The sequence below is a fragment of the Candidatus Amarolinea dominans genome (assembly GCF_016704685.1).
GTDB lineage: Bacteria > Chloroflexota > Anaerolineae > SSC4 > Amarolineaceae > Amarolinea > Amarolinea dominans.
This window is the reverse complement of sequence record NZ_JADIZS010000014.1, coordinates 164,162-183,785: the sequence shown is the minus strand read 5'-3', so window position 1 is coordinate 183,785 and position 19,624 is coordinate 164,162. Positions and strand designations below refer to the sequence as shown.

Annotated in this window: 15 protein-coding genes and 1 riboswitch; of the genes, 10 read left to right on the top strand and 5 right to left on the bottom strand. The window is 64.7% G+C overall.

Going from position 1 to position 19,624, the window contains the following annotated elements; genetic code table 11:
- From IPF85_RS10840 to metK, 9 genes are all read left to right on the top strand, one after another.
- On the top strand, nt 1-365 hold a 365-nt coding region (locus IPF85_RS10840), incomplete at its 5' end, for a YebC/PmpR family DNA-binding transcriptional regulator (protein WP_343408101.1).
- Between the two features lie 193 nt (nt 366-558).
- Nucleotides 559-1,053: a crossover junction endodeoxyribonuclease RuvC gene (gene ruvC / locus IPF85_RS10835; RefSeq protein ID WP_343408100.1), complete on the top strand. Its 495-nt coding sequence runs from the start codon at nt 559-561 to the stop codon at nt 1,051-1,053.
- A gap of 22 nt (nt 1,054-1,075) precedes the next feature.
- Nucleotides 1,076-1,807, top strand: a complete 732-nt coding sequence (locus IPF85_RS10830; RefSeq protein ID WP_343408099.1) for a response regulator transcription factor — start codon at nt 1,076-1,078, stop codon at nt 1,805-1,807.
- 70 nt (nt 1,808-1,877) lie between these two features.
- Nucleotides 1,878-2,453 carry a Holliday junction branch migration protein RuvA gene (gene ruvA, locus IPF85_RS10825; RefSeq protein WP_343408098.1) on the top strand — a complete coding sequence of 192 codons (576 nt, stop codon included), beginning with the start codon at nt 1,878-1,880 and terminating at the stop codon, nt 2,451-2,453.
- Nucleotides 2,454-2,515: 62 nt separating this feature from the next.
- A riboswitch (SAM riboswitch) is annotated at nt 2,516-2,628 on the top strand.
- Nucleotides 2,629-2,733: 105 nt separating this feature from the next.
- Nucleotides 2,734-3,825 carry an S-methyl-5-thioribose-1-phosphate isomerase gene (gene mtnA / locus IPF85_RS10820; protein WP_343408097.1) on the top strand — a complete coding sequence of 364 codons (1,092 nt, stop codon included), beginning with the start codon at nt 2,734-2,736 and terminating at the stop codon, nt 3,823-3,825.
- Nucleotides 3,826-3,858: 33 nt separating this feature from the next.
- Complete coding sequence (locus tag IPF85_RS10815; RefSeq protein WP_343408096.1) at nt 3,859-4,842, top strand: carbohydrate kinase family protein; 984 nt, start codon at nt 3,859-3,861, stop codon at nt 4,840-4,842.
- Nucleotides 4,843-4,846: 4 nt separating this feature from the next.
- Nucleotides 4,847-5,677, top strand: a complete 831-nt coding sequence (locus IPF85_RS10810) for a GNAT family N-acetyltransferase (RefSeq protein ID WP_343408095.1) — start codon at nt 4,847-4,849, stop codon at nt 5,675-5,677.
- Nucleotides 5,678-5,851: 174 nt separating this feature from the next.
- On the top strand, nt 5,852-7,114 hold the full coding sequence (ahcY, locus tag IPF85_RS10805) for an adenosylhomocysteinase (protein WP_343408094.1): 1,263 nt from the start codon (nt 5,852-5,854) through the stop codon (nt 7,112-7,114).
- A gap of 144 nt (nt 7,115-7,258) precedes the next feature.
- Nucleotides 7,259-8,473 (top strand): methionine adenosyltransferase, encoded by a 1,215-nt coding sequence (gene metK, locus IPF85_RS10800; protein WP_343408093.1) that lies wholly within the window; start codon nt 7,259-7,261, stop codon nt 8,471-8,473.
- A gap of 294 nt (nt 8,474-8,767) precedes the next feature.
- Here the strand turns inward: metK and IPF85_RS10795 are convergent, their stop codons facing one another.
- Nucleotides 8,768-12,178 carry an SUMF1/EgtB/PvdO family nonheme iron enzyme gene (locus tag IPF85_RS10795; protein WP_343408092.1) on the bottom strand — a complete coding sequence of 1,137 codons (3,411 nt, stop codon included), beginning with the start codon at nt 12,176-12,178 and terminating at the stop codon, nt 8,768-8,770.
- Nucleotides 12,179-12,200: 22 nt separating this feature from the next.
- Entirely contained in the window at nt 12,201-12,341 is a 141-nt protein-coding gene (locus IPF85_RS10790) for a hypothetical protein (RefSeq protein ID WP_343408091.1), read from the bottom strand.
- Between the two features lie 1,388 nt (nt 12,342-13,729).
- On the opposite strand from IPF85_RS10790, the gene IPF85_RS10785 reads away from it, so the two are divergent.
- Nucleotides 13,730-13,909, top strand: a complete 180-nt coding sequence (locus IPF85_RS10785) for a hypothetical protein (RefSeq protein ID WP_343408090.1) — start codon at nt 13,730-13,732, stop codon at nt 13,907-13,909.
- A 1,076-nt stretch (nt 13,910-14,985) separates the two neighbouring features.
- On the opposite strand, the gene IPF85_RS10780 is transcribed toward IPF85_RS10785, so the two are convergent.
- The 3 genes from IPF85_RS10780 to IPF85_RS10770 form a co-directional block, all read right to left on the bottom strand.
- A complete protein-coding gene (locus IPF85_RS10780; protein ID WP_343408089.1) occupies nt 14,986-15,792 on the bottom strand; it encodes a hypothetical protein in 807 nt (268 codons plus the stop codon).
- Nucleotides 15,793-15,844: 52 nt separating this feature from the next.
- Nucleotides 15,845-16,912 carry a hypothetical protein gene (locus IPF85_RS10775; RefSeq protein ID WP_343408088.1) on the bottom strand — a complete coding sequence of 356 codons (1,068 nt, stop codon included), beginning with the start codon at nt 16,910-16,912 and terminating at the stop codon, nt 15,845-15,847.
- Between the two features lie 160 nt (nt 16,913-17,072).
- On the bottom strand, nt 17,073-19,526 hold the full coding sequence (locus tag IPF85_RS10770) for an ATP-binding cassette domain-containing protein (RefSeq protein WP_343408087.1): 2,454 nt from the start codon (nt 19,524-19,526) through the stop codon (nt 17,073-17,075).
- Between the last annotated feature and the right edge of the window lie 98 nt (nt 19,527-19,624).

Genomic DNA, 19,624 nt, shown 5'->3' with positions numbered 1-19,624 from the left:
TGGCCTGGCAGTTCGAAGCCCGCGGGCACATCGTCATTGAGACGCAGAAACTAGCTGAAGACAAACTCTTTGAGATCGCCCTGGAAGCCGGCGCCGATGATATTCAGTTTGCCGACGGGGAAGCCGATATCTACACCAATCCCGGTGATCTGCAACTGGTACGTGAGGCTCTGACCAAGCAGCATTTGCACATCACCGTCTTCGAGCTGATCATGGTGCCCAAGACAACCCTGGCCATCGAGCCGTTCGATGCGGTGCAGGTCATGCACCTGATGGAAAACCTGGAGGAGTTGGACGACGTGACGAAAGTCTACTCCAACCTGGAAGTGACAGACGAGGCGCTCGCCGCGATGGAGGAGGAGTAGGGGAGACGGAGAGAGAGCGGAGACCGGAGAAGCGGAGAAGCGGAGAAGCGGAGAAGCGGAGAAGCGGAGAAGCGGAGAAGCGGAGAAGCGGAGAAGCGGAGAAGCGGAGAAGCGGAGAAGCGGAAGAACTCCCTTCTTCCACGAAACCCGATCTCTGATCCCTGATCTCTGTTCTCAGAGTGGAGATCAGGGGTTGTTGATTCTTGGGGTTGATCCTGGCACGGCATCCACCGGCTATGGGTTGGTGGATGATCCTGATGATGTGTTGACTATGGTGGCTTATGGGGTGATTTCGACTACACCCGCGCACACCATGCCGGTGCGCCTACGTTCGATTTATGAACAATTATCGGGTATCATCAGTCAATTTCACCCGGAAGCCGTGGCGGTGGAGGAGCTTTTTTTCAGCCGCAATGTCACTACGGCGATTGCGGTGGGACAGGCGCGCGGAGTGGTTCTGCTGGCCGCCGCAGAGGCGGACATCCCGGTGTTCGAGTACAAGCCCCAGGTGGTCAAGCAGGCCATCGTGGGCTACGGAAGGGCCGACAAGGCTCAGGTACAGCAGATGGTACGTATGCTGTTGAACCTGGAAGAGATTCCGCGGCCAGATGACGCCGCCGACGCTATCGCCATTGCTGTTTGTCATCATCATTCAGCGCGTTTCAATACGTTGCTTGCACGCGCTTAGAAACAGCGAGGAGGAGAGTTTCATGGCACCAAAGACGGCCTCAGACGTTCAACATCACTGCCGCATCTTGTTGGCCGAAGATGAAGCACCTTTACGAAACCTGATTCGGCTGTCGCTCGAGACCCACGGCCATACCGTTTTTGCGGCCGCCGACGGCGTGGAGGCGCTCCAACTGTTCGAGAAAACGCCAGTGGACCTGGTCATTCTGGATGTCATGATGCCTCGCATGGATGGTTTTCGAACGTGTGAGGAGATTCGCAGGCGTTCCGATATTCCTGTCATCATGCTGACCGCCTTGGGCAGCGTGGACGATGTGGTGCATGGCTTCGAATTGGGCGCTGACGATTATATTACCAAACCGTTCGCCTTCAAGGAAGTGGATGCCCGCATCCAGGCCGTCCTGCGCCGGGTCGAATGGACCGAACAAGCACCGGCCATACAGATCTTGCGGATTGGCCGCGTGACGCTCAATACCAGCCTGCACCAGGTCATGGTGGAGGGCGAAACGATCCACTTGACGCCGATCGAATATCAACTACTGTCTTATCTGATGACGCGGGCCAACAAGCCGACCTCCAAAGAGCAGCTGTTCCGCGATGTATGGGGCTACGACGTGATGGGCGGCACTAACCTGGTCGAGGTTGGCATTCGGCGCTTGCGCGAGAAGATCGAAGAAAACGCCTCCAAACCCACCCACATTTTAACCGTGCGCGGGGCCGGTTACAAGTTTTGCGAACAGCCCGGCCTGGAATGAGTCACCGCAGCACGATGGATCAACCTCAGCGCGGGGCGCCAGCTGGACGCCAGGGACAGGGAGGCAGAAGATGATCGCTCGTCTGCGTGGACAAGTCGTGGCGCGTGGCAAAGACTATCTCATCGTGGACGTCGGCGGGATTGGCTACAAGGTGTTTGTGCCCGCCGATGTCCTGGTGAGCACGCGCACGGTCGAGGAAATCACCCTGCACACCCATCTGCAGGTGCGCGAAGACAACCTCAGCCTGTTTGGCCTTGCCAGTGAAGAAGCGCTCGATCTGTTCCACCTGCTGCTGACCGTGCCCGGCGTCGGGCCGAAAGGCACGCTCACGCTCCTGTCGGCCATGTCCCCAGAGGCAATCCGGCTGGCCGTCAGCCAGGAGCAGCCCGGCATCCTGGCGCGCGTGCCAGGCGTGGGCAAGAGGACGGCCGAAAAGATCGTCATGACACTCAGGGATCGCATCGGAACGGTGGCGGCCACCGAAGAACTGCTGGCGATGACCACCGCGGATGCCGAAGTGATTGATGCGCTGACCGCGCTCGGCTACAGCGTCGTCGAAGCACAGCGCGCGGTGCAGCGCATCCCACGCGAAATCAGCGGCGTCGAGGAACGCCTGCGCCATGCCCTCTCTCAGTTTGCCGAATAACTGTTTGACAAAAGCGATGGCCTGTGCTACTATCGCCCGGCTTGTAACAATTTAGAACTGGAAACTCATCCAGAGGAGGGGAGGGAGCGGCCCATTGAACCTCCGGCAACCTGTGATTTTCGCTGGTGCCAATTCCGGCAGGGAGTGTAGGCTACGCTCGCCTGAAAGATGAGAGTTGGCTCTCGCATCTTTTTGCGCCTGCTGGCCGTTGCCAGGGGCGCTTTTTTATTGACCGCGAGCAGACGCCCGCCGCGCGGCACGATGAGTACCCGGAGTTTTCATGCGCACGATTTGGTGGAATAGCAATAACCGCACCGTTCAGATGATTGACCAGCGCCTGCTCCCGCACCGGCTGGAACTGCCCGAATTCGCCGACTATCGGGCCGTGGCCGCGGCGATTCATAACATGACGATTCGCGGTGCGCCGGCCATCGGTGCGGCCGGTGCTTATGCCATGGCCCTGGCTGCGCTCCAAAGCCCGGCGCAGACACGCGATAGCCTGTTGATTGACCTGCAAGCCGCCAAGACCGTGCTCGATGCGGCCCGTCCCACCGCCGTCAACCTCAGTTGGGCCACCCAACGCTTGCTCGACCTCGCGTATCACCTGGTTTTGCCAAACATGGATGACCTCCGCAGCGCTTTGCTGGCCGCGGCCGAGCGCCTGGCCGACGAAGATGTCGAGATCAACCGGCGTATGGGCGCGTTCGGCGCGGCCGTCATTCTCGATGGCGCCAACATTTTGCACCATTGCAACACCGGCTCGCTGGCCGCGGTGGACTACGGCACCGCGCTGGGCGTCGTGCGTGCCGCCGTCGAACAGGGCAAAAAAGTACACGTCTGGGTAGATGAAACTCGCCCGCGCCTGCAGGGCGCGCGCCTGACCGCCTGGGAACTGATGCAGGACGGCATCCCCATGACCCTGATTGCCGACAATGCCGCCGGGCACCTGATGCGGACCGGCAAGGTGGATGTGGTGCTGTTCGGCGCCGATCGGGTGGCGGCCAATGGCGATGTGGCTAACAAAGTGGGCAGCTACAGCCTGGCCGTGCTGGCCCAAGAGAATGGCATTCCCTGCTATTCCGTGGTTCCCACCTCCACGGTTGACCTGAACCTCCCCTCTGGCGACCACATTCCGATCGAGGAGCGGGCGGCCGACGAAGTCACCCATGTCGGCGGCGTCGCCGTGGCGCCAGCCCAGGTACCCGTGTTGAACCTCGCGTTCGATGTGACTCCGCATCGTTACCTCACCGGCATCATGACCGAAGAGGGTATTTGTTATCCGCCTTTCACCGTCAGCCTGCGCCAGGCCAAAGAAGCCGCCGAAGCGCGCATCCGGGCTGCGCGGTCGCGCAGCCGGGCTGCGCGGTCATAGGGGCGGCAGAGCGTAGGAGGAATTACAAGAACGATGGCTGTCGTTGTTACCGGATCGCTGGCCTATGATTACATCATGTCCTTCCCCGGCCACTTTACCGATCATATCCTGCCTGACCAATTGCACACCCTGAGCGTGAGTTTCCTGGTGGACTCGATGCGCCGCCAACGCGGAGGCTGCGCCGCCAACATTGCCTACAGCCTGCGCCTGCTCGGGGCGCAATCCTATCTGTTCTGCACGGCAGGCCAGGATTTTGGCGATTATCAGCGCTGGCTCGAAGACCAGGGGATTGATACCTCGGGCATCACCATCTACCCCCAGGATTTCACCGCCTCCTTTTTTGTCAACACCGACCTGCGCCAGAATCAGATCGCCTCGTTCTACACCGGGGCGATGGCCCGCGCCTCTGAGCTTTCTCTGCGTGACCTGCGCCGCGCCGCTGTTGACCTGGTCATCATCTCGCCCAACGACCCCGCGGCCATGACCAAGTACGCTCAAGAAGCGGCGGACCTAGCCATCCCCTACATTTATGACCCCAGCCAGCAGATCATTCGCCTATCTGCTGAGGACTTGTTGATCGGTATGCGCCACGCACGTATTCTCACCTGCAACGATTATGAGTTCGCCATGATCCAAAACAAAACGGGTCTTGACGAACAGGCGCTGCGGGCGCTGCTGCCCACCATTGTGGTGACCCGCGGCGAACACGGCTCGGTGATCTTCGATCGCGGCGCCCAGGTTGAGATCCCGGTGGCGCTGCCGGAAAAACCGGGTGAACCGACCGGCGTGGGCGACGCGTACCGCGCCGGCCTGATCGTCGGCTTCCTGCACGGCTTCCCCTGGTCGGTGACCGGGCGCATTGCCAGCCTGGCCGCCACCTATGTGCTGGAGCAGCATGGCACGCAGGAACATCACTATTCTTTGGCCGATTTTGTGGCACGCTACCGCCGCGTCTTTGCGGACACGCCCGAATTGGAGGCGCTGGCGCAATCGGCGGCCGCCAGCAGCGCCCAGTAGGGCCATGTGGCACGTTGACAACCTGAACGACCCCGAGACGCTGCTCGCCTTCCTGCAACGCGATCGCGCCTACGCCGCCTATGCCATTGGCGACCTGGAACCGGCCCTCTTTGGCGCCTGCACCTGGTTCGGGGCTTGGCGCGGCGTGACCCTGCACACGCTGGCGCTGGTCTATGCCGGGCTGCAGCCGCCCGTGCTGTTCACCATGGGCGCGCCGGCGGGCCTGCAGGCGATTGTCGCGACCGCCGCGCTGCCGTCAACGGTGGTCATTGCCAGCCGCTGGCAGCATGTGCCGATCTTACAAGCGCGCTACGCCTTCGACGCATTGTCCCCCATGCGGCGCATGGCCGTGCAGCCGCTTGATTTCCGGCCCATCGTGGGCGCGACGCCGGTGCAACGCCTGCACCTGGACGCGGCGCCGGCCCTGCAGGCGCTCTATGCGCTTGGCGGCGAGCACGCGCCCGATGCCTTCAGCCCATCGCAGGTGGCCGAGGGCGTTTTTTATGGAATTTTCGCGGGCGCCGAGCTGGCAGCGGCCGGGGGCACACACCTGGTCGCACACCAGTTGGGGGTGGCCGCAGTGGGAAACATCTACACCCATCCCGCGCACCGCGGTCACGGGTTCGCAACGAGCATTACCAGCGCCATCACAGCGCAGTTGCTGGCCGACGGTCTGACCGTTGTCCTCAATGTCAGCGAGCACAATGCACCGGCATTGGCCGTGTACACCAAGCTCGGCTATCGTTCCGTGTGTCGGTTCGCTGAAGGGGAGGGGAGAGGTCAGAGATCGGAGATCGGAGATCAGAGACCAGAGAGCTGTGTGGAGAGCGGTTGATTTGTGGTTGAAAGTGAGGGGTGAGGGGTGAGATTGGAGATTGGAGATCGTGAGGAGTGAGGAGTGGGGAGTGAAACGATGGAGTGGAGCGTGGGCATACGCACCCCGTATTACGCATTACGCATTGCGTATTACGCATTACGAAAACCCTATAATTGAGTTAAGGAGTAGATTGTGACACAGAATTACGATATCAAGGACCTTGAGTTGGCGGAGAAGGGGCGTTATCGGATGCAGTGGGCGGCGAAGGAGATGCCGGTGCTGGATCTGATCGAGGAGCGCTTTCGCCAGGAACAGCCGCTGCGCGGGCTGCGCATGGCGGCCTGTCTGCACGTGACGGCCGAGACCGCGAATCTGATGCGGGTTTTGCAGGCCGGCGGCGCGGAAGTGGCCCTCAGCGCTTCCAACCCGCTTTCCACGCAGGATGACGTGGCCGCGGCCCTGGTAGCCTATTACGAGATGCCGGTGTACGCCATCAAGGGCGAAAACAACGAGACCTATTATAAGCATCTCAACGCGGTGCTGGACATCAAGCCGCACATGACGATGGACGACGGCTGCGACCTGGTGTCAACGCTGCACAAGACGCGCACGGAACTGCTGCCGGGTATCCTGGGCGGCACCGAGGAGACAACCACCGGTGTGATTCGCCTGCGGGCGATGGCCGCGGAAGGCGCGCTGAAATTCCCGGTGATGGCCGTCAACGACGCCATGACCAAGCACCTGTTCGACAACCGCTATGGCACCGGTCAATCCACGATTGATGGCATCATTCGCGCCACCAATGTGCTGCTGGCCGGCAAGAACTTCGTCGTGGCCGGCTACGGTTGGTGCAGCCGCGGGATTGCCAGCCGCGCCCGTGGCATGGGCGCGAACGTGATTGTGACCGAAATCCAGCCCTTATCCGCCCTGGAGGCGGTCATGGATGGCTTCCGTGTGATGCCGATGCGCGAGGCGGCCGTGGTGGGCGACATCTTCTGTTCGGCCACCGGCGATATCCATGTCTTTGATAAATCCCATTTCGAGGTCATGAAAGATGGCGCCATCCTTGCCAATTCGGGCCATTTCAACGTGGAGGTCAACATCCCGGCCCTGGAAGGCATGTCCAGCGAAGTGCGCCGCGTGCGCGAATTTCTGGACGAATATCACCTGGAAGATGGCCGCAAGCTCTATCTCATCGGCGAAGGGCGCCTGGTCAACCTGGCCGCGGCCGAGGGCCATCCCAGCGCGGTGATGGACATGAGCTTTGCCAACCAGGCGTTGGCCGCCGAATTCATCGTCAGCCACCGCGAGCAGCTGCAAAACAAGGTCTACACCGTACCCGTGGAGATTGACCAGGAAATCGCCCGCTTGAAGCTGAATGCGATGGGCATCCGCATTGACACGCTCACAGTCGAGCAGCAGGAGTATCTGAACTCCTGGCAAGAGGGGACGTAGGAGGGGGGATTCGGAGACCGGAGACCGGAGACCGGAGAGGAGACCGGAGACCGGAGACCGGAGATCATCCGCCTTCCACGGCCCGACCGTCTCAGATCTCATACCCCTGGATAATGAGAAATGATAAGAGGGGAGTAAGTTGAAATGACAACGACGTTTATGGCGTCGCCGAAGCTGTTCTATACGTCAGAATCGGTGACTGAGGGACATCCTGATAAATTGTGTGATCAAATTTCCGATGCGGTGCTGGACGCGATCATCGGTGCGGACCCCAATGCCCGTGTGGCGTGCGAGTGTGCCACGACCACCGGCCTGATCTGCGTGATGGGTGAGATCACCACCAGCACGTATGTGGACATTCAGACGATTGCGCGCGAGACGCTGCGCAACATTGGCTATACCCGCGCGAAGTACGGCTTCGATTGCGACACCTGCGCGGTGCTGGTTTCGATCAAGGAACAGTCGGCCGACATTGCCCTGGGTGTGGATAAGGCCTACGAAGCCAAGCACGGCGAAATCTCCGACGAGGCGATCGAGGCCATCGGCGCGGGCGATCAGGGTATGATGGTGGGCTTTGCCTGCAACGAGACCGAGGAGTTGATGCCGATGTCCATCGTCCTGGCGCATAAGCTGACGCGGCGCCTGGCGCAGGTGCGCAAGGATGGCGAACTCACCTACCTGCGGCCGGACGGCAAGTCCCAGGTGACGGTGGAGTATCACTACGGCAAGCCGGTGCGTGTGGACGCAATCGTGATCTCCACGCAGCACGCGCCGGATGTGACGCAGGACGAAATCCGCAGCGACATCATCGAGTACGTCATCAATCATGTCATTCCCGTGGCGATGATGGATGACCAGACCAAGATCTACGTCAATCCGACCGGCCGCTTCGTCACCGGCGGGCCGTTGGGCGACGCCGGTCTGACCGGGCGCAAGATCATCGTGGACACCTACGGCGGTGTGGCCCGGCATGGCGGCGGCGCCTTCTCCGGCAAGGACCCGACGAAGGTGGATCGCTCCGGCGCGTACATGGCCCGCCACATTGCCAAGAACGTGGTGGCGGCCGGCCTGGCGGACCGCATCGAGCTGCAGATCTCCTACGCCATCGGCGTGGCGCGGCCGCTCTCCCTCAGCATCGAAACGTTCGGCACCGGCCGCGTGCCAGACGAGCGCATCGTGGACTTGATCCACCAGCACTTCGACCTGCGCCCGGCCGCGATCATCCGTGACCTCAACCTGCGCCGGCCGATCTACCTGCAGACCGCCAGCTACGGCCACTTCGGTCGTCACGACCTGGACCTGCCGTGGGAAAAGACCGACAAGGCCGCAGCCCTGCGCGCCGAAGCGGGACTGGGGTAAGGGCCTCTCCTCATCCCCCGGCCCCTTCTCCTCTCCGCGCAGCGGAGAGGAGAAGGGGGGAAGAGGGGAAGAGCGCGGCTGAGGTGTGGTCCGGTCTCCTGACCGGACGACGTCGTCCCCGTAGGTCCGCCCTCCTGACCGGACGACGTTGTCACGCCGGCGGGCCGCCGGGTAATCGTCCAACCTTGCGCAGGCCCGCCGGGTAAGGAGCGGGTGTCGCGGGGGCGATTTCGACTTGCCCGGCGATTCGAGCGGCAGCCAGCCTGCGCAAGGGGGCAGCCCGACCATGTAAGGTCAAACGGCGGAGGCGGATGGCGCTACCACCACGCGCAGGCCGTAGTCCTCAAGTCCGAAATTGGGAGGATTTCCATGGCGCAGGGCACAGCGCACGCGTGCCCGGCTGACAAAGTACGATCCGCCGCGCAGAACGCGGCTCTCAGACGCCGCAGCCGTCAGGTTCTCGCGCTCTTCTCGTTTGGCGCCGCTCGCGGGGTACGGGTACTTGCCATACAGCGACCGCGCCCACTCCCACACGTTACCGCTCAGCTCCTCCACCCCATACACACTCGCGCCGCCGGGAAAACAACCCACCGCGCTCGTGGTCCCGATCCCGCTCTCGTCGTAGTTTGCCCGATTGGCGTCAGGATCGTTGCCCCACGGGTAGCGCTGCCGTTCCTGCGGATTGAGATGCAATGGCGGCGTTTCCTTGCCGATTGACCCCTTCGCAGCCGATCGAATCAGCGGTTGCGCCGGAATCTCCACGCCGCCGCGCGCCGCCTTCTCCCACTCCGGCTCGTTGGGCAGCTGCACCGCCCAGCCGGCCGGTATCTGCCCTGCCAGTCGTTCATTTAGCCAGCGCGTGTAGGCCAGCGCCTCGTACCAACTTGTCCCAACGACCGGATGATTCGCAACATGGTGTGGCTCGCCAAAATCGTACGGCTTCTGGCGCGGCCCCTTGTCTCGCCACCCCGCGAACCCGGCTACACTCCACAAACCAGCCGCCTCTGCCTCGCGCCAGTAGCGCGGCTCGCGGTAGCCGCCAGCGGTCACAAACTCCTCAAACTGCGCGTTCGTCACCGGGTAGCGGCCGATCCAATAGCCGTAGGACAGATCAATCCCTTTGGGGGATTCGTCCTTCCCCGCATCCGGGTCGTCCTGGCTTCCCATCCAGAATGATCCCGCCGGGATATAGCAGAACTCCATCGCCGCGCTGGACAACACCTCATCCCGCGGGTCGCCCAGTCGCGCCAGGAGCACCCCGGCTTCGGCGCGTTCGCGGGGCGTCAGCGCGCCGGAGCGCATGAAGGCCAGCAGCCACTGCTGACCGCGGCGCAGTACGGCCTGATAGTGACGCTGCCCCAGGGCCTGCGCAGGAAAGTGCAGCTCCAGCAGGGCCTGGCCGGCGATGACCGCCACGCGCCAGCGCGTCGCGGCGATCTTGGGATCATCCGCGGGCAAATCCGGAATCAGCGCGCTGACGACGGCGACCGCGCCGCCCAGGCCGCCGCGCTTCTTCTTGCCGGCCGCCAGGATAGCCACCTCACGCCACCAGGCAGGGTCGTCATTGACCAGGCGCACCAGGGTTTCGGTGGCGTCCGGTTGATCGGCCAGGTAGCAGGCGGCCAGGAATTCCTGGAACGAGCGATGCGGAAAGGCGTAGACGCCGGGGCGCCGCGCCAGCAGCAGGCCGGCGCGTTCCCGCGGGTAACGCAGCAGAGCTTCGGTATCTACCTTGCCCAGCAGCGGCTTGAACGCGACCAGCACCTCCCCCTCGCTGATATCAGCCGCCTCATCCCCGGCCGTGGTCGCGGCCCGCTGGCGCCGATGAACGGTGTAGGCCAGGGTTTGCAGCGCACGGCGAATCTGATCCTTGCCCACCTGCAACACCTGGGCGATGCCAGGTTCGATGACTGGCTGACCGTCCGGCCCGTTCACCTCTTTGGCGCGCTGCCAGCGTTCGAGCAGCAGCTCCACTGTTTCTTCGTACAGGTCCGCGCGGTCCGCGGGCAGCTCGCCCCAACTGGAGTGCAGCGTGGCCATCAGGGTCAGCAGCAGGGGCCGCGAGGCCAGGTCCGCCAGGTAGGGGCGGTCCTGCAGCGCCTGGCGCAGAAGGCTGCCGCGGGCCTGCGCAACGGCCAGGCTCAGGCCCACCGCGGGCGCGGCCGCTTCGTACCAGCGCGCAATGAAGCGCTCTACCTGTTCGGGTGCAAAGGGCGCCAACGTGAGCACCCGGAAACCGGGCAGGCGCCACTGCGGGTCGGCGTACGCGTAGGGTCGCGCGGTCACCAGCAGGCGCGCGGCCGCGGGCAGCATGGCGGCCAGCGCTCGCACGGCTTTCAGGATTGTCTGCCGCCGCTGGTTGGCCTCCGGCACTTCGTCCAGGCCATCGAGCAGGAACAGGCCGCCCTGCTGCAGCAGGCGAGTCTGCAAATGGCGGAACACGCGATCGGCCGCGTCCTGGCCCAGGCGCCGCGTCACATCGGTCTTGAGCGCGTCCCACAGGAGCTGGCCGGCCGCAGAGGGGTTGGCCGGCGCTTGCCAGGCCGTCACTTCGCGCAGGAGCAGGCGCACCGGCAGCAGGCCGGAGAAAGCCGCCGGCGTGCGCGGACTTTGGGTGGCGAGCAGAAAGGTGAGGTAGCTGACGAAGGTGCTCTTGCCGGAACCGGCGTCGCCGAGCAGCACCAGGGCGCGGGCGTCGGGCGCGGCCACGGCATCCAGCAGCGGCGTGCGGTCGCGGCCTTCGCCGCGGGCCAGGCGCTGCGCCAGCTCGCGCTCGTCCTGGTCCCGGCCCAGGGCCGGCGTCACGACATCGAGGTCCACGTAGACGTCGGGCAGCGCAATCTGCCGGTCCTGCGTGGTGCGCACCCATTTCGGGTCCATGACGCCGAGGGGCAGACGGCTGCACTCCTCGGCCAGCGCACGCAGGTACGCGGCCTGCAAGACATCGAGCGGCACCTTGCCGACCGGCGCCTTTTCGTAGACCGCGCTGACCCATCTCTGCCACGGAAAATTGAAGATCGTGACATTGCCGTAGATTTTTTCGGCCACGACGCTGCCGCCGCTGGCGGCCTGCGCGCCGGCGCCCTGGGCAATGGCGCCAGAGCCGGTCAGGAGCGCGTGCTGCTGGGCGGTCAGTTCGGCCTGCTGCTGGTTGACCCACGCGTCGCCGTACCGGCTGCGCAGCACTTCCAGGGCCTGCACCTGGCCCTGCAAGTCTGCCACCTGCGCCTGCAGCGCGGCGTCCTGGGCCAGGGCCGGCGCCAGGTCCGGCGCGGGCGACCGAAAATCGAAGACACCGCCGTGGCGCGAGTAGAAATTGGGCGCACGCTGCATCACCTGGCGCCAGAGGTCCTCTGTCACCCAGAAGAGCAGGCCGTGGGGATGCACGGTGTAGGCCTCGCGCTGGAAATCGAGATAACCGAAGAGTTCGGGCAGGGCCTGTTCCAGGCCGGTGAAGGAGATGACCAGGCGCTGCGCCTGGGCGGCCGGCGGCAGTTCGTCCAGGTAGCCCAGCGGATCGCGCCGCGTTGGGCCAAGCGCGTAATCGAGGATTTGCAGGTTGAGGCACAGCGCCAACTCGGCGCGAATGCGCTGCAGATAGGCGGTGGAGGTGAAGCGGGCAAAGACCCAGGAACTGCGTTCGACCTCGTTGAAGTGCAGCGCCAGGCGCTGCAGGTTTCTTTCGTGTGCCGCGTCGTCGAGCATGACTTTGGTTCCCTCTGTGCGATCAGGTCGCGGGCGTGACCTGCCCTCGTGCCCGGCTGGCCTGTTCCTGATCCAGGAGAGGAACTACGATCGGGTGGACATCGCACCAGCGCCGGTCGTTGGCGTATTCGAGCAGGCTCAGATTGTGGAGCACTTCGCGCACGGCCTCTTCATTTTCCAACCCCCCCCCCCCCCCCCCCCCCCCCCCCCCCGCCCCCCCGCCCCCGGCCCCCGCCGCCCCCCCCCCCGCGGCCCCCGCCGCCCGGGCGCCGCCCCGCCCCCGCCCCGCCGCCCCCCCCGCGGCCGCCCCCCCCCGGGCCCGCCCCCGCGGCCGCGCCCGGTCCCCCCCCCCCCCCCCCCCCCGCCGCGCCCCCCCCCCCCCCCGCCCGCGGCGGCGGGGGGTGCCGGCCCCGCTGCTGGCCGCCGCCCGGGCCCCCCGCGTCCCCCCCGCCCGCCCCCCGGCGCCCGCCCCCCGGCCGCCCCGCCCCCCGCCGGCCCCCCCCGCCCCCCCCCCCCCGCCCCCCCCCGCCCCCCCCCCGCCCCCCCCCCCCCCGGTGCGGCGCCCCCGCGCCCCCCCCCGCGCCCCGGCGGCCGCGGCCTGGGGGGGCCCCCGCCCCCCCCAAACCCGCCCCGGACCTCCCCCCCGCCCCCCTCGCCGGCTGCCGCGAGGCGGTCACCGCCAACCCCCCCTGCCCGCCGTGCGTGCAGCCGGGGGCGTTCCGCCCAGGGCGGCCCGCCGGGCGGCGCGCCCCCCCCCCCCCCCGCCGGCCGCCCCCCCGGCGCCACCCAAAAGCCGCGCGCCCGCCCCTGCGGGCCGGGGCCCGCCTCTGGCCCCCCCCCCCCCGCCCCCTGCCCTGGGGTCCCGTCCGCGTCCCGCCGCCGCGCGTGGTGGGGGGTAAAGCGGGTGAGAATCCGCTGCCCGTCCGGGTCCACCCGTTTCCGTGCGCCAGGCCGCCCGGAAGTGTAAAGAAAGTGGTCCCCCCCCCCCCCCGGCCGGGCTGCCCCGCGCCGGCGGTGGCTGCCTGCCGCCCGCCCGGGCTCGCCTGCCTCCCCCCCCGTCGCCCCCCCGCCCCCCCCCCCCCCGCCGCCCCCCCCCCGCCGCCCCCCCCCTTTTTTTTGATAGTTCCGGCGGGGCGCCCCCCCCCCCGCCCCCCCCCGGCGGCGCGGCCCCCCGCCCTCGGTGCTAACTTTGCCTTCCAGTTTAACAAAGAGCAGATTGAAATTGGCAGACAGGCTGGCATCCACCTGCGGTTCGATGATTTTCTCCAGGACAATTTCTTGCGTGAACCAGCGATACACATCATCGAGCAGGGCATCGCCGATCAGGGCGCGCTGGCGGCGACGGAGAAGGCGCTGATCGGTGACCTGGCGGAAGAGGCGAATCGCCATAGAGAGTAGCAGATCGGTGTAAGTTACGTCCAACGGGTCGAGCACGCTTCGCACCGAGAATTGAACGGTAAGGAATTTGTTGCCCAAGACAGACGTGAGCTTGTTCAACTCGGTTGATTTGCCGCTGCCCCGATGCCCGGTAAACAGAATCTTGACCGGTTCATGTTGATCTTCCAGAAAGATGCGCATCGGTTCGATCTGGCCCTTGGGGCGCGCCACGTAGAATTCAGCGAGGCCGCGGCCCTGCAAAGGCTCGTTGTGGACGAAAACGTTCATGACTTCGGTGAGATTCGTGGCGATCATGGGTATCTCCTGCTTGGAAAAAAGCGACAGCACGGATGAGCAGGATCATACATCATGGTGGGCGTTGGTGTCAATCCCGCGCCGCGTCAGATTTTGCCACGAATTGCACGAATTGACACGAATGGGATTGTCGCCCGCACCCCACCGAATGAATTCGGTGTCTGATACTTAAGCGGGTTGCGGTGGTGGGAACCTGTCTTGACAGCGGAGGTTTGCTCAACGCAGGGACGCCAGGGCGCAGGGACGCAAAGGATATTCGGAAGAGCGCTGCACACCCACGGGTGGTTCAGCCCGTCAATTCGCTCTCCGCAAATTTCACGAATTGAGTCGTCACACCCCACACCAACCTGCTTCAGCAGGTTTCGGTGTATCAGACCGTGAATTCATTCACGGGTGTGTATCATACCGTGAATTCATTCACGGGTGGCTCAGCCCGTCAATTCGCTCTCCGCAAATTTCACGAATTCAGCCGTCATACCCACACCAACCTGCTTCAGCAGGTTTCGGTGTATCAGACCGTGAATTCATTCACGGGTGTGTATCAGACCGTGAATTCATTCACGGGTGTGTATCAGACCGTGAATTCATTCACGGGTGGTTCAGCCCGTGAATTCGCTCTCCGCAAATTTCACGAATTCAGCCATCACACCCCACACCAACCTGCTTCAGCAGGTTTCGGTATATCAGACCGTGAATTCATTCACGGGGTGTATCAGACCGTGAATTCATTCACGGGGCGGTGTATCAGACCGTGAATTCATTCACGGGTGGCTCAGCCCGTCAATTCGCTCTCCGCAAATTTCACGAATTCAGCCATCACACCCCACACCAACCTGCTTCAGCAGGTTTCGGTGTATCAGACCGTGAATTCATTCACGGGGTGTATCAGACCGTGAATTCATTCACGGGGCGGTGTATCAGACCGTGAATTCATTCACGGGGCGGTGTATCAGACCGTGAATTCATTCACGGGACCGCCGGGCAATCGTCCAACCTTGCGCAGGCCCGCCGGGTAAGGAGCGGGTGTCGCGGGGGGCGATTTCGGCTTGCCCGGCGATTCGAGCGGCAGCCAGCCTGCGCAAGGGGAGCCCGCCGCCGAATGAATTCGGCGGCTGTCACTTCACCACCGGCAGCTCCGCGGGCACGACCGAGGGCAGCGGCACATCGGCCAGGTTGATGACTGCGGCGCCCGGGGGTGGGTCGAAGGTGAAGAGGGCGGCGTCGAGCGTGGGGTTCAGCTCGATCTCGCCCTGCACCTCGGCAAAGCCGCGCACGGTGAAGTTGCCGTAGGTCACTTCGATTTCCACCCGCTGCGGCAGGTGGGTCTGCGCATCAATGTAGAACACCGTGCCGATTCCTTCCAACTTCTGCGTCGGGTCCGCAGTCGGCTTGAAAGTCACCTGTACTTTGTAGGTGGCCCGGCCGGCGATGGTGGCCGCGCCCTGGTTGACCGCTTCGGTGTCGGTGAAGCCGCGCGCCATCAGCTTTTCCACAAACCCGGCAATCTCGCGCAGCTCCGGCTGACGGCCCAACTGGCTTTGCAGCAGGCTGCGGTCCGCGACCAGCACCAGGTCATCGCGCTTGCTGTAGGCCCAGCCTTGATCGCCCGCGGTCACCGCGAGGATGCCATCCACGCTGCCCAGGTCGCTGCGCAGTTGAATGCGGCGCTGACCCGGGCGCTGCGCCCAGACCTCGGCCGTGCCGGTCACCGGCCCCTCCGCGGAAGCCACCTGGAAGCGCAGGGTCAGGTGCGCGCTCTGAGCGTCAGCGATGGCCTTTTGCATCTGCGTCATCAACTCCGCGCCGCTTGGGCCGGTGGGCGTGGGCGTGGCAGCGGGTGTCTGCGCCGCGCAGGCCGTCAGCGCCAGCAGCAAAAGCCCCATCAAGAGCAGGGTCAGACCCTGCGTTCGTGTCTGTTTCATCTGTTTCATCTGTTTCATCTGTTTCTTTCTTCGCCTCCGTATTCTCGTGCGCTCACTTGGGTGGGAACGTCTTGGATCCCAACAGCTTGCCGGTGCGATCGAAGCTGGCGGTGTAGGTCCAGCCCTGGTAGACCAGGCCGATCGTGGCGCAGTATTGGCCGGCGCGATCGGTCGCGCTGTACCAAGTCCAGTCGGCAGAGGCGCCGGGCGCGATGGCCGGGACGTTGTTGGGGTCAATGCCGTTCTCCCAGCCGTCGGCCTTGGAGTAGAAGCTCGCCAGGTACCAGCCGTCCTCGGAGCCGTCCGCGTTGACAATCTGAACGCTGGGCCGGTATTCGGGCCAGCGCGCCGCGCGCTTGGACTTGTTGACATAAATCATGCGCGTTTGACACCAGCGGCTGTCGCCCTCGCGCCCCTCGTACGACATATCGGCCCAGGTGATTTGCAGCGGCGAGGCCGCGGTGGTCGTGGCGGGCGGTTTGGTGGCAGTCGGTTTTGGGGGCGCAGACTTGGCGGGCGTTGGTGTCGCCGCGGCCGTGTCGCCGGAGCCGCCCACGCTGGCGCCCCCGACAATGCCGCCGGCTGCACCCGCACCCGCGCCGTTGGTCTTCATGCTGTCGGGAATGGGGCATTCACCCGGCGTGCCTGGCTTGCCGGTGGAACTGGCGATGCCAAAGACACCGTTGGCAATGGGCACCCATTTGCCGGCTTCATCTTGCAGGAACATCGTCACCAGGAAGACGCGACCGCCCACATCCTGATTGAACGACACCGAGGCATGGGGCAGGGTGTTGGGCGCCAGCACCGCGCGCGCGGTCGCCACCGGGTCTTCCTGCACGGTGTTGTCAACGGCTTCCTGCCAGATCACCACGACGGGCAGTTCCTGTTTGACCGTGGCCGGCAAATAGCTGTGAACCGTGCGCGTGCCTGTGCGGAAAATGGGCGGGTAACCGGGGCACTGGCCCGGCAGATCATTTTTCCATTCGTAGCTGCTGTAGAGCGTCAGCAGTTGATCCTCCTGCCCGCGTGCGGTCAGGGTGGGGCCAGACCGCTCCGCCGGCAGAGGCGCCGCCGCCGCCATCAACGGCCACAACAGCAGCACCATCGTCAGCAGTCCCATGCATCGCCATCGAAAACCAGACTTCATCATGTACCTCCATGTACCTTTTTGAAAATCGAACTCATACCGATATCTCCCACCCCGAATGACACTCACTTACACGAAAACAAATACCAATTCGTGAAAATTCGTGAAATTCGTGGCAGAAAACCTCTGCGAATCAACGCGCATCCTGTCGTTTGAGGGCCACGACGGTCAGCGCCATACAGACGACGGCCAGCGCCAGCAGGATGCCCAGGTTCTGCCGCAGATAGGCGCTGGAATGGTCGAACGGGAAGACCAGCGCCTCCACCGGCATGACGTAGCTGGCGATGCGGTGCAACTCCGGCAGGTTGATCGTCGCGCCCATGGCCTCGATGCCCCAGCGGCTGAAGGTCAGCCAGGAGACGAAGCGGGCGCTGCCTTCGAGCTTGAAGACAACGCCGGCGAAGACGATCTGCGGAATCAGGAAGAGCGGCATCAGGCTCATCACCCGGTCCTCGCGGCCCACCGCGGCCGAGAGCAGCAGGCCCAGGCAGGTGGAGGCAAAGGTGACGAGGAGCACCGCGGCGAAAATCTCGATCACGCCGGGCAGGCCGCTGGCGCCCACGGCCGGGAATTGCCCGCGCAGGTGAACGATGGCGACCAGCAGGCCGGCCTGGACAATGCTCAGCGCCAGCAGAACCACCAGCTTGGAGGTGACGTAGGCCGCCACGCCCAGGTTGACGAACCGCTCACGGCGATAGATCGGCAGCTCCTTGACGATCTCGCGCACCGCGTTGATCAACCCGAACCAGGCCGCAATGCAGGCCAGCACGAACAGAACCTTCTGCATCTCCGCCAGGTCGCTCACCTCCACATCGAGGCCCTGGTTGAACAGCCCCGGCTTCATCACCAGGAAGAGCAGCAGGGCGATCAGCGGCGCCTGCAGGAGCAGGAAGAGCAGATTGCGCCGGTCGCGCAGCATGATCGTGACGTAGCGCTCGATCAGGATGCTGGTCTGGCGGCTGAAGGTTGCCAGGCCGGCGCGCCAGGGCGTGGGCCGCGCGACAGGGACAGGCGCGGCCTGAGCCGTGGTCGTCGCAGACTGGCGCTGATAGCCGCAGTTGGCGCAGATCATCTGCTCTGGCGCCAGCGGTTCGGAGCAGCGCGGGCAGGTGGTCGCCAGGCGGCGCTCGATGTAGGCCGCGTAGAAGCCGGATGCCTGGAAGGCCTGCTGCCAGCGGTCTGGCTCCAGCTCCACCAGGTGATAGATTTCGGCAAAGTCATGCACACCGAAAAAGGTCAGCGCCTCGGTCGGCGGGCCGTAGAAGATCAGGCGGCCCCGTTCGGCCAGGAACGCGACCAGGTCGCAGTCCTGGATGTTGTCAGTCGCGTGCGTGACCAGGATGACGGTGGTGCCGGCGTTAGCCACCTGGCGCAGGGTGAACATCATCCGCTTGTCCAGGCCGGGGTCCAGGCCCGAAGTCGGTTCGTCCAGGAAGAGGATGCCGGGCGCAGCGATCAACTCCACGGCCAGGCTGATGCGCTTGCGCTGGCCGCCGCTGAGCTGGCGCACCAACACCGTGCGGCGATTGCTCATCGCCACCTGCTGCAGAACGGTCTCGACCCGCTTTTCGATCTCGGCCGGGCCGGTATCGGGCGGCAGGCGCAGGCGGGCGACAAAGCGCAGCGCCTCTTCCACGGTCAGCTCGCGGTGGATGATGTCATCCTGGGGCACGTAGCCGATGCTTTGGCGGTAGGCATCGAAGTTGCGGTAGAGGTCATCACCGTTGATGAGCACGCGGCCATTCACGGGCCGGAACGCGTTGAGCGCGTCGAGCAGGGTGGATTTGCCGGTGCCGCTGCCGCCAACAATGGCAATGAACTCGCGCGGATGAATGACCAGGGAAACGTCGCTGAGCAGCAGCTTGAAGCCGCTGTCGCCGGCGCTCGCCTTGGCTGCGGGCACCTGTTTGCGCAGGCTCACGCCATCCAGGCGGATGCCGGCGCGGCGCAGATCAACCAGCGCCAGGTGGTGACCGTCGTAGCGCAGTTGTACCGAGCCGATCAGGATATCATCGTCGGGCTGCAGAGCATGCTGCGCCACGCGTTGGCCGTTGACGAAGGTGCCGCTGGCGCTGCGCAGATCGCGCAGGAGGTGCGTCTGCCCCAGCGGCGTCACCGTGGCGTGGAAGGCAGAGGCGGTAGGGTCGTTGATGACCAGGTCGTTGCGCGGGTCGCGGCCCAGGCTGATCTCGTGCGTCAGGCTGACCTGCGTGCGCTGGCCGGGGCTGGCGGCCGCGGCGTCGAAATAGAGCAGGGAGACGAAGTCTTCGGCCGGGCCGGGGATGCGCACGATCTCGCCGTTGTCGAGCTTTTCATCCACTACCGGCTGGCCGCGGCAGCTCAAGCCGTTGGGGCTGCGCACCCACTGGCCGTCGCGCTCCTGCCCGTCGAGCAGATGATAGCCGTCGGCCTCCAGGCGCAGGGTCGCGTGGTAGGGCGCCACGGCCGGCGCTTCGATGACGATGTCATTGCCATCGGGATGGCGCCCCAGGCGCAGGACCGGCGCGGTCAGGGGCGCCGTCAGTTGATGACCGGGCCAGGCAATGATCAGTTGTCGGTCGCTCTGCGCAGCATCAGGATTGGGCATCGCGTCGTTTCACCTTTCAGGTCGAGGCGGCTGGCGTCCAACGTGCGCCCCGACCTCGTTGATGCCCTATTGTAGCAGAGGATCGTAAAGAAATCGTA

Coding starts and splice junctions, on each gene's coding strand:
- IPF85_RS10770 (WP_343408087.1), bottom strand. CDS start 19,526: ATGCCCAATCCTGATGCTGCGCAGAGCGACCGACAACTGATCATTGCC.
- mtnA (WP_343408097.1), top strand. CDS start 2,734: ATGCGCACGATTTGGTGGAATAGCAATAACCGCACCGTTCAGATGATT.
- IPF85_RS10775 (WP_343408088.1), bottom strand. CDS start 16,912: ATGGGACTGCTGACGATGGTGCTGCTGTTGTGGCCGTTGATGGCGGCG.
- IPF85_RS10785 (WP_343408090.1), top strand. CDS start 13,730: ATGTTGATCTTCCAGAAAGATGCGCATCGGTTCGATCTGGCCCTTGGG.
- IPF85_RS10830 (WP_343408099.1), top strand. CDS start 1,076: ATGGCACCAAAGACGGCCTCAGACGTTCAACATCACTGCCGCATCTTG.
- IPF85_RS10780 (WP_343408089.1), bottom strand. CDS start 15,792: ATGAAACAGACACGAACGCAGGGTCTGACCCTGCTCTTGATGGGGCTT.
- IPF85_RS10815 (WP_343408096.1), top strand. CDS start 3,859: ATGGCTGTCGTTGTTACCGGATCGCTGGCCTATGATTACATCATGTCC.
- metK (WP_343408093.1), top strand. CDS start 7,259: ATGACAACGACGTTTATGGCGTCGCCGAAGCTGTTCTATACGTCAGAA.
- IPF85_RS10795 (WP_343408092.1), bottom strand. CDS start 12,178: ATGCTCGACGACGCGGCACACGAAAGAAACCTGCAGCGCCTGGCGCTG.
- IPF85_RS10810 (WP_343408095.1), top strand. CDS start 4,847: ATGTGGCACGTTGACAACCTGAACGACCCCGAGACGCTGCTCGCCTTC.
- ruvA (WP_343408098.1), top strand. CDS start 1,878: ATGATCGCTCGTCTGCGTGGACAAGTCGTGGCGCGTGGCAAAGACTAT.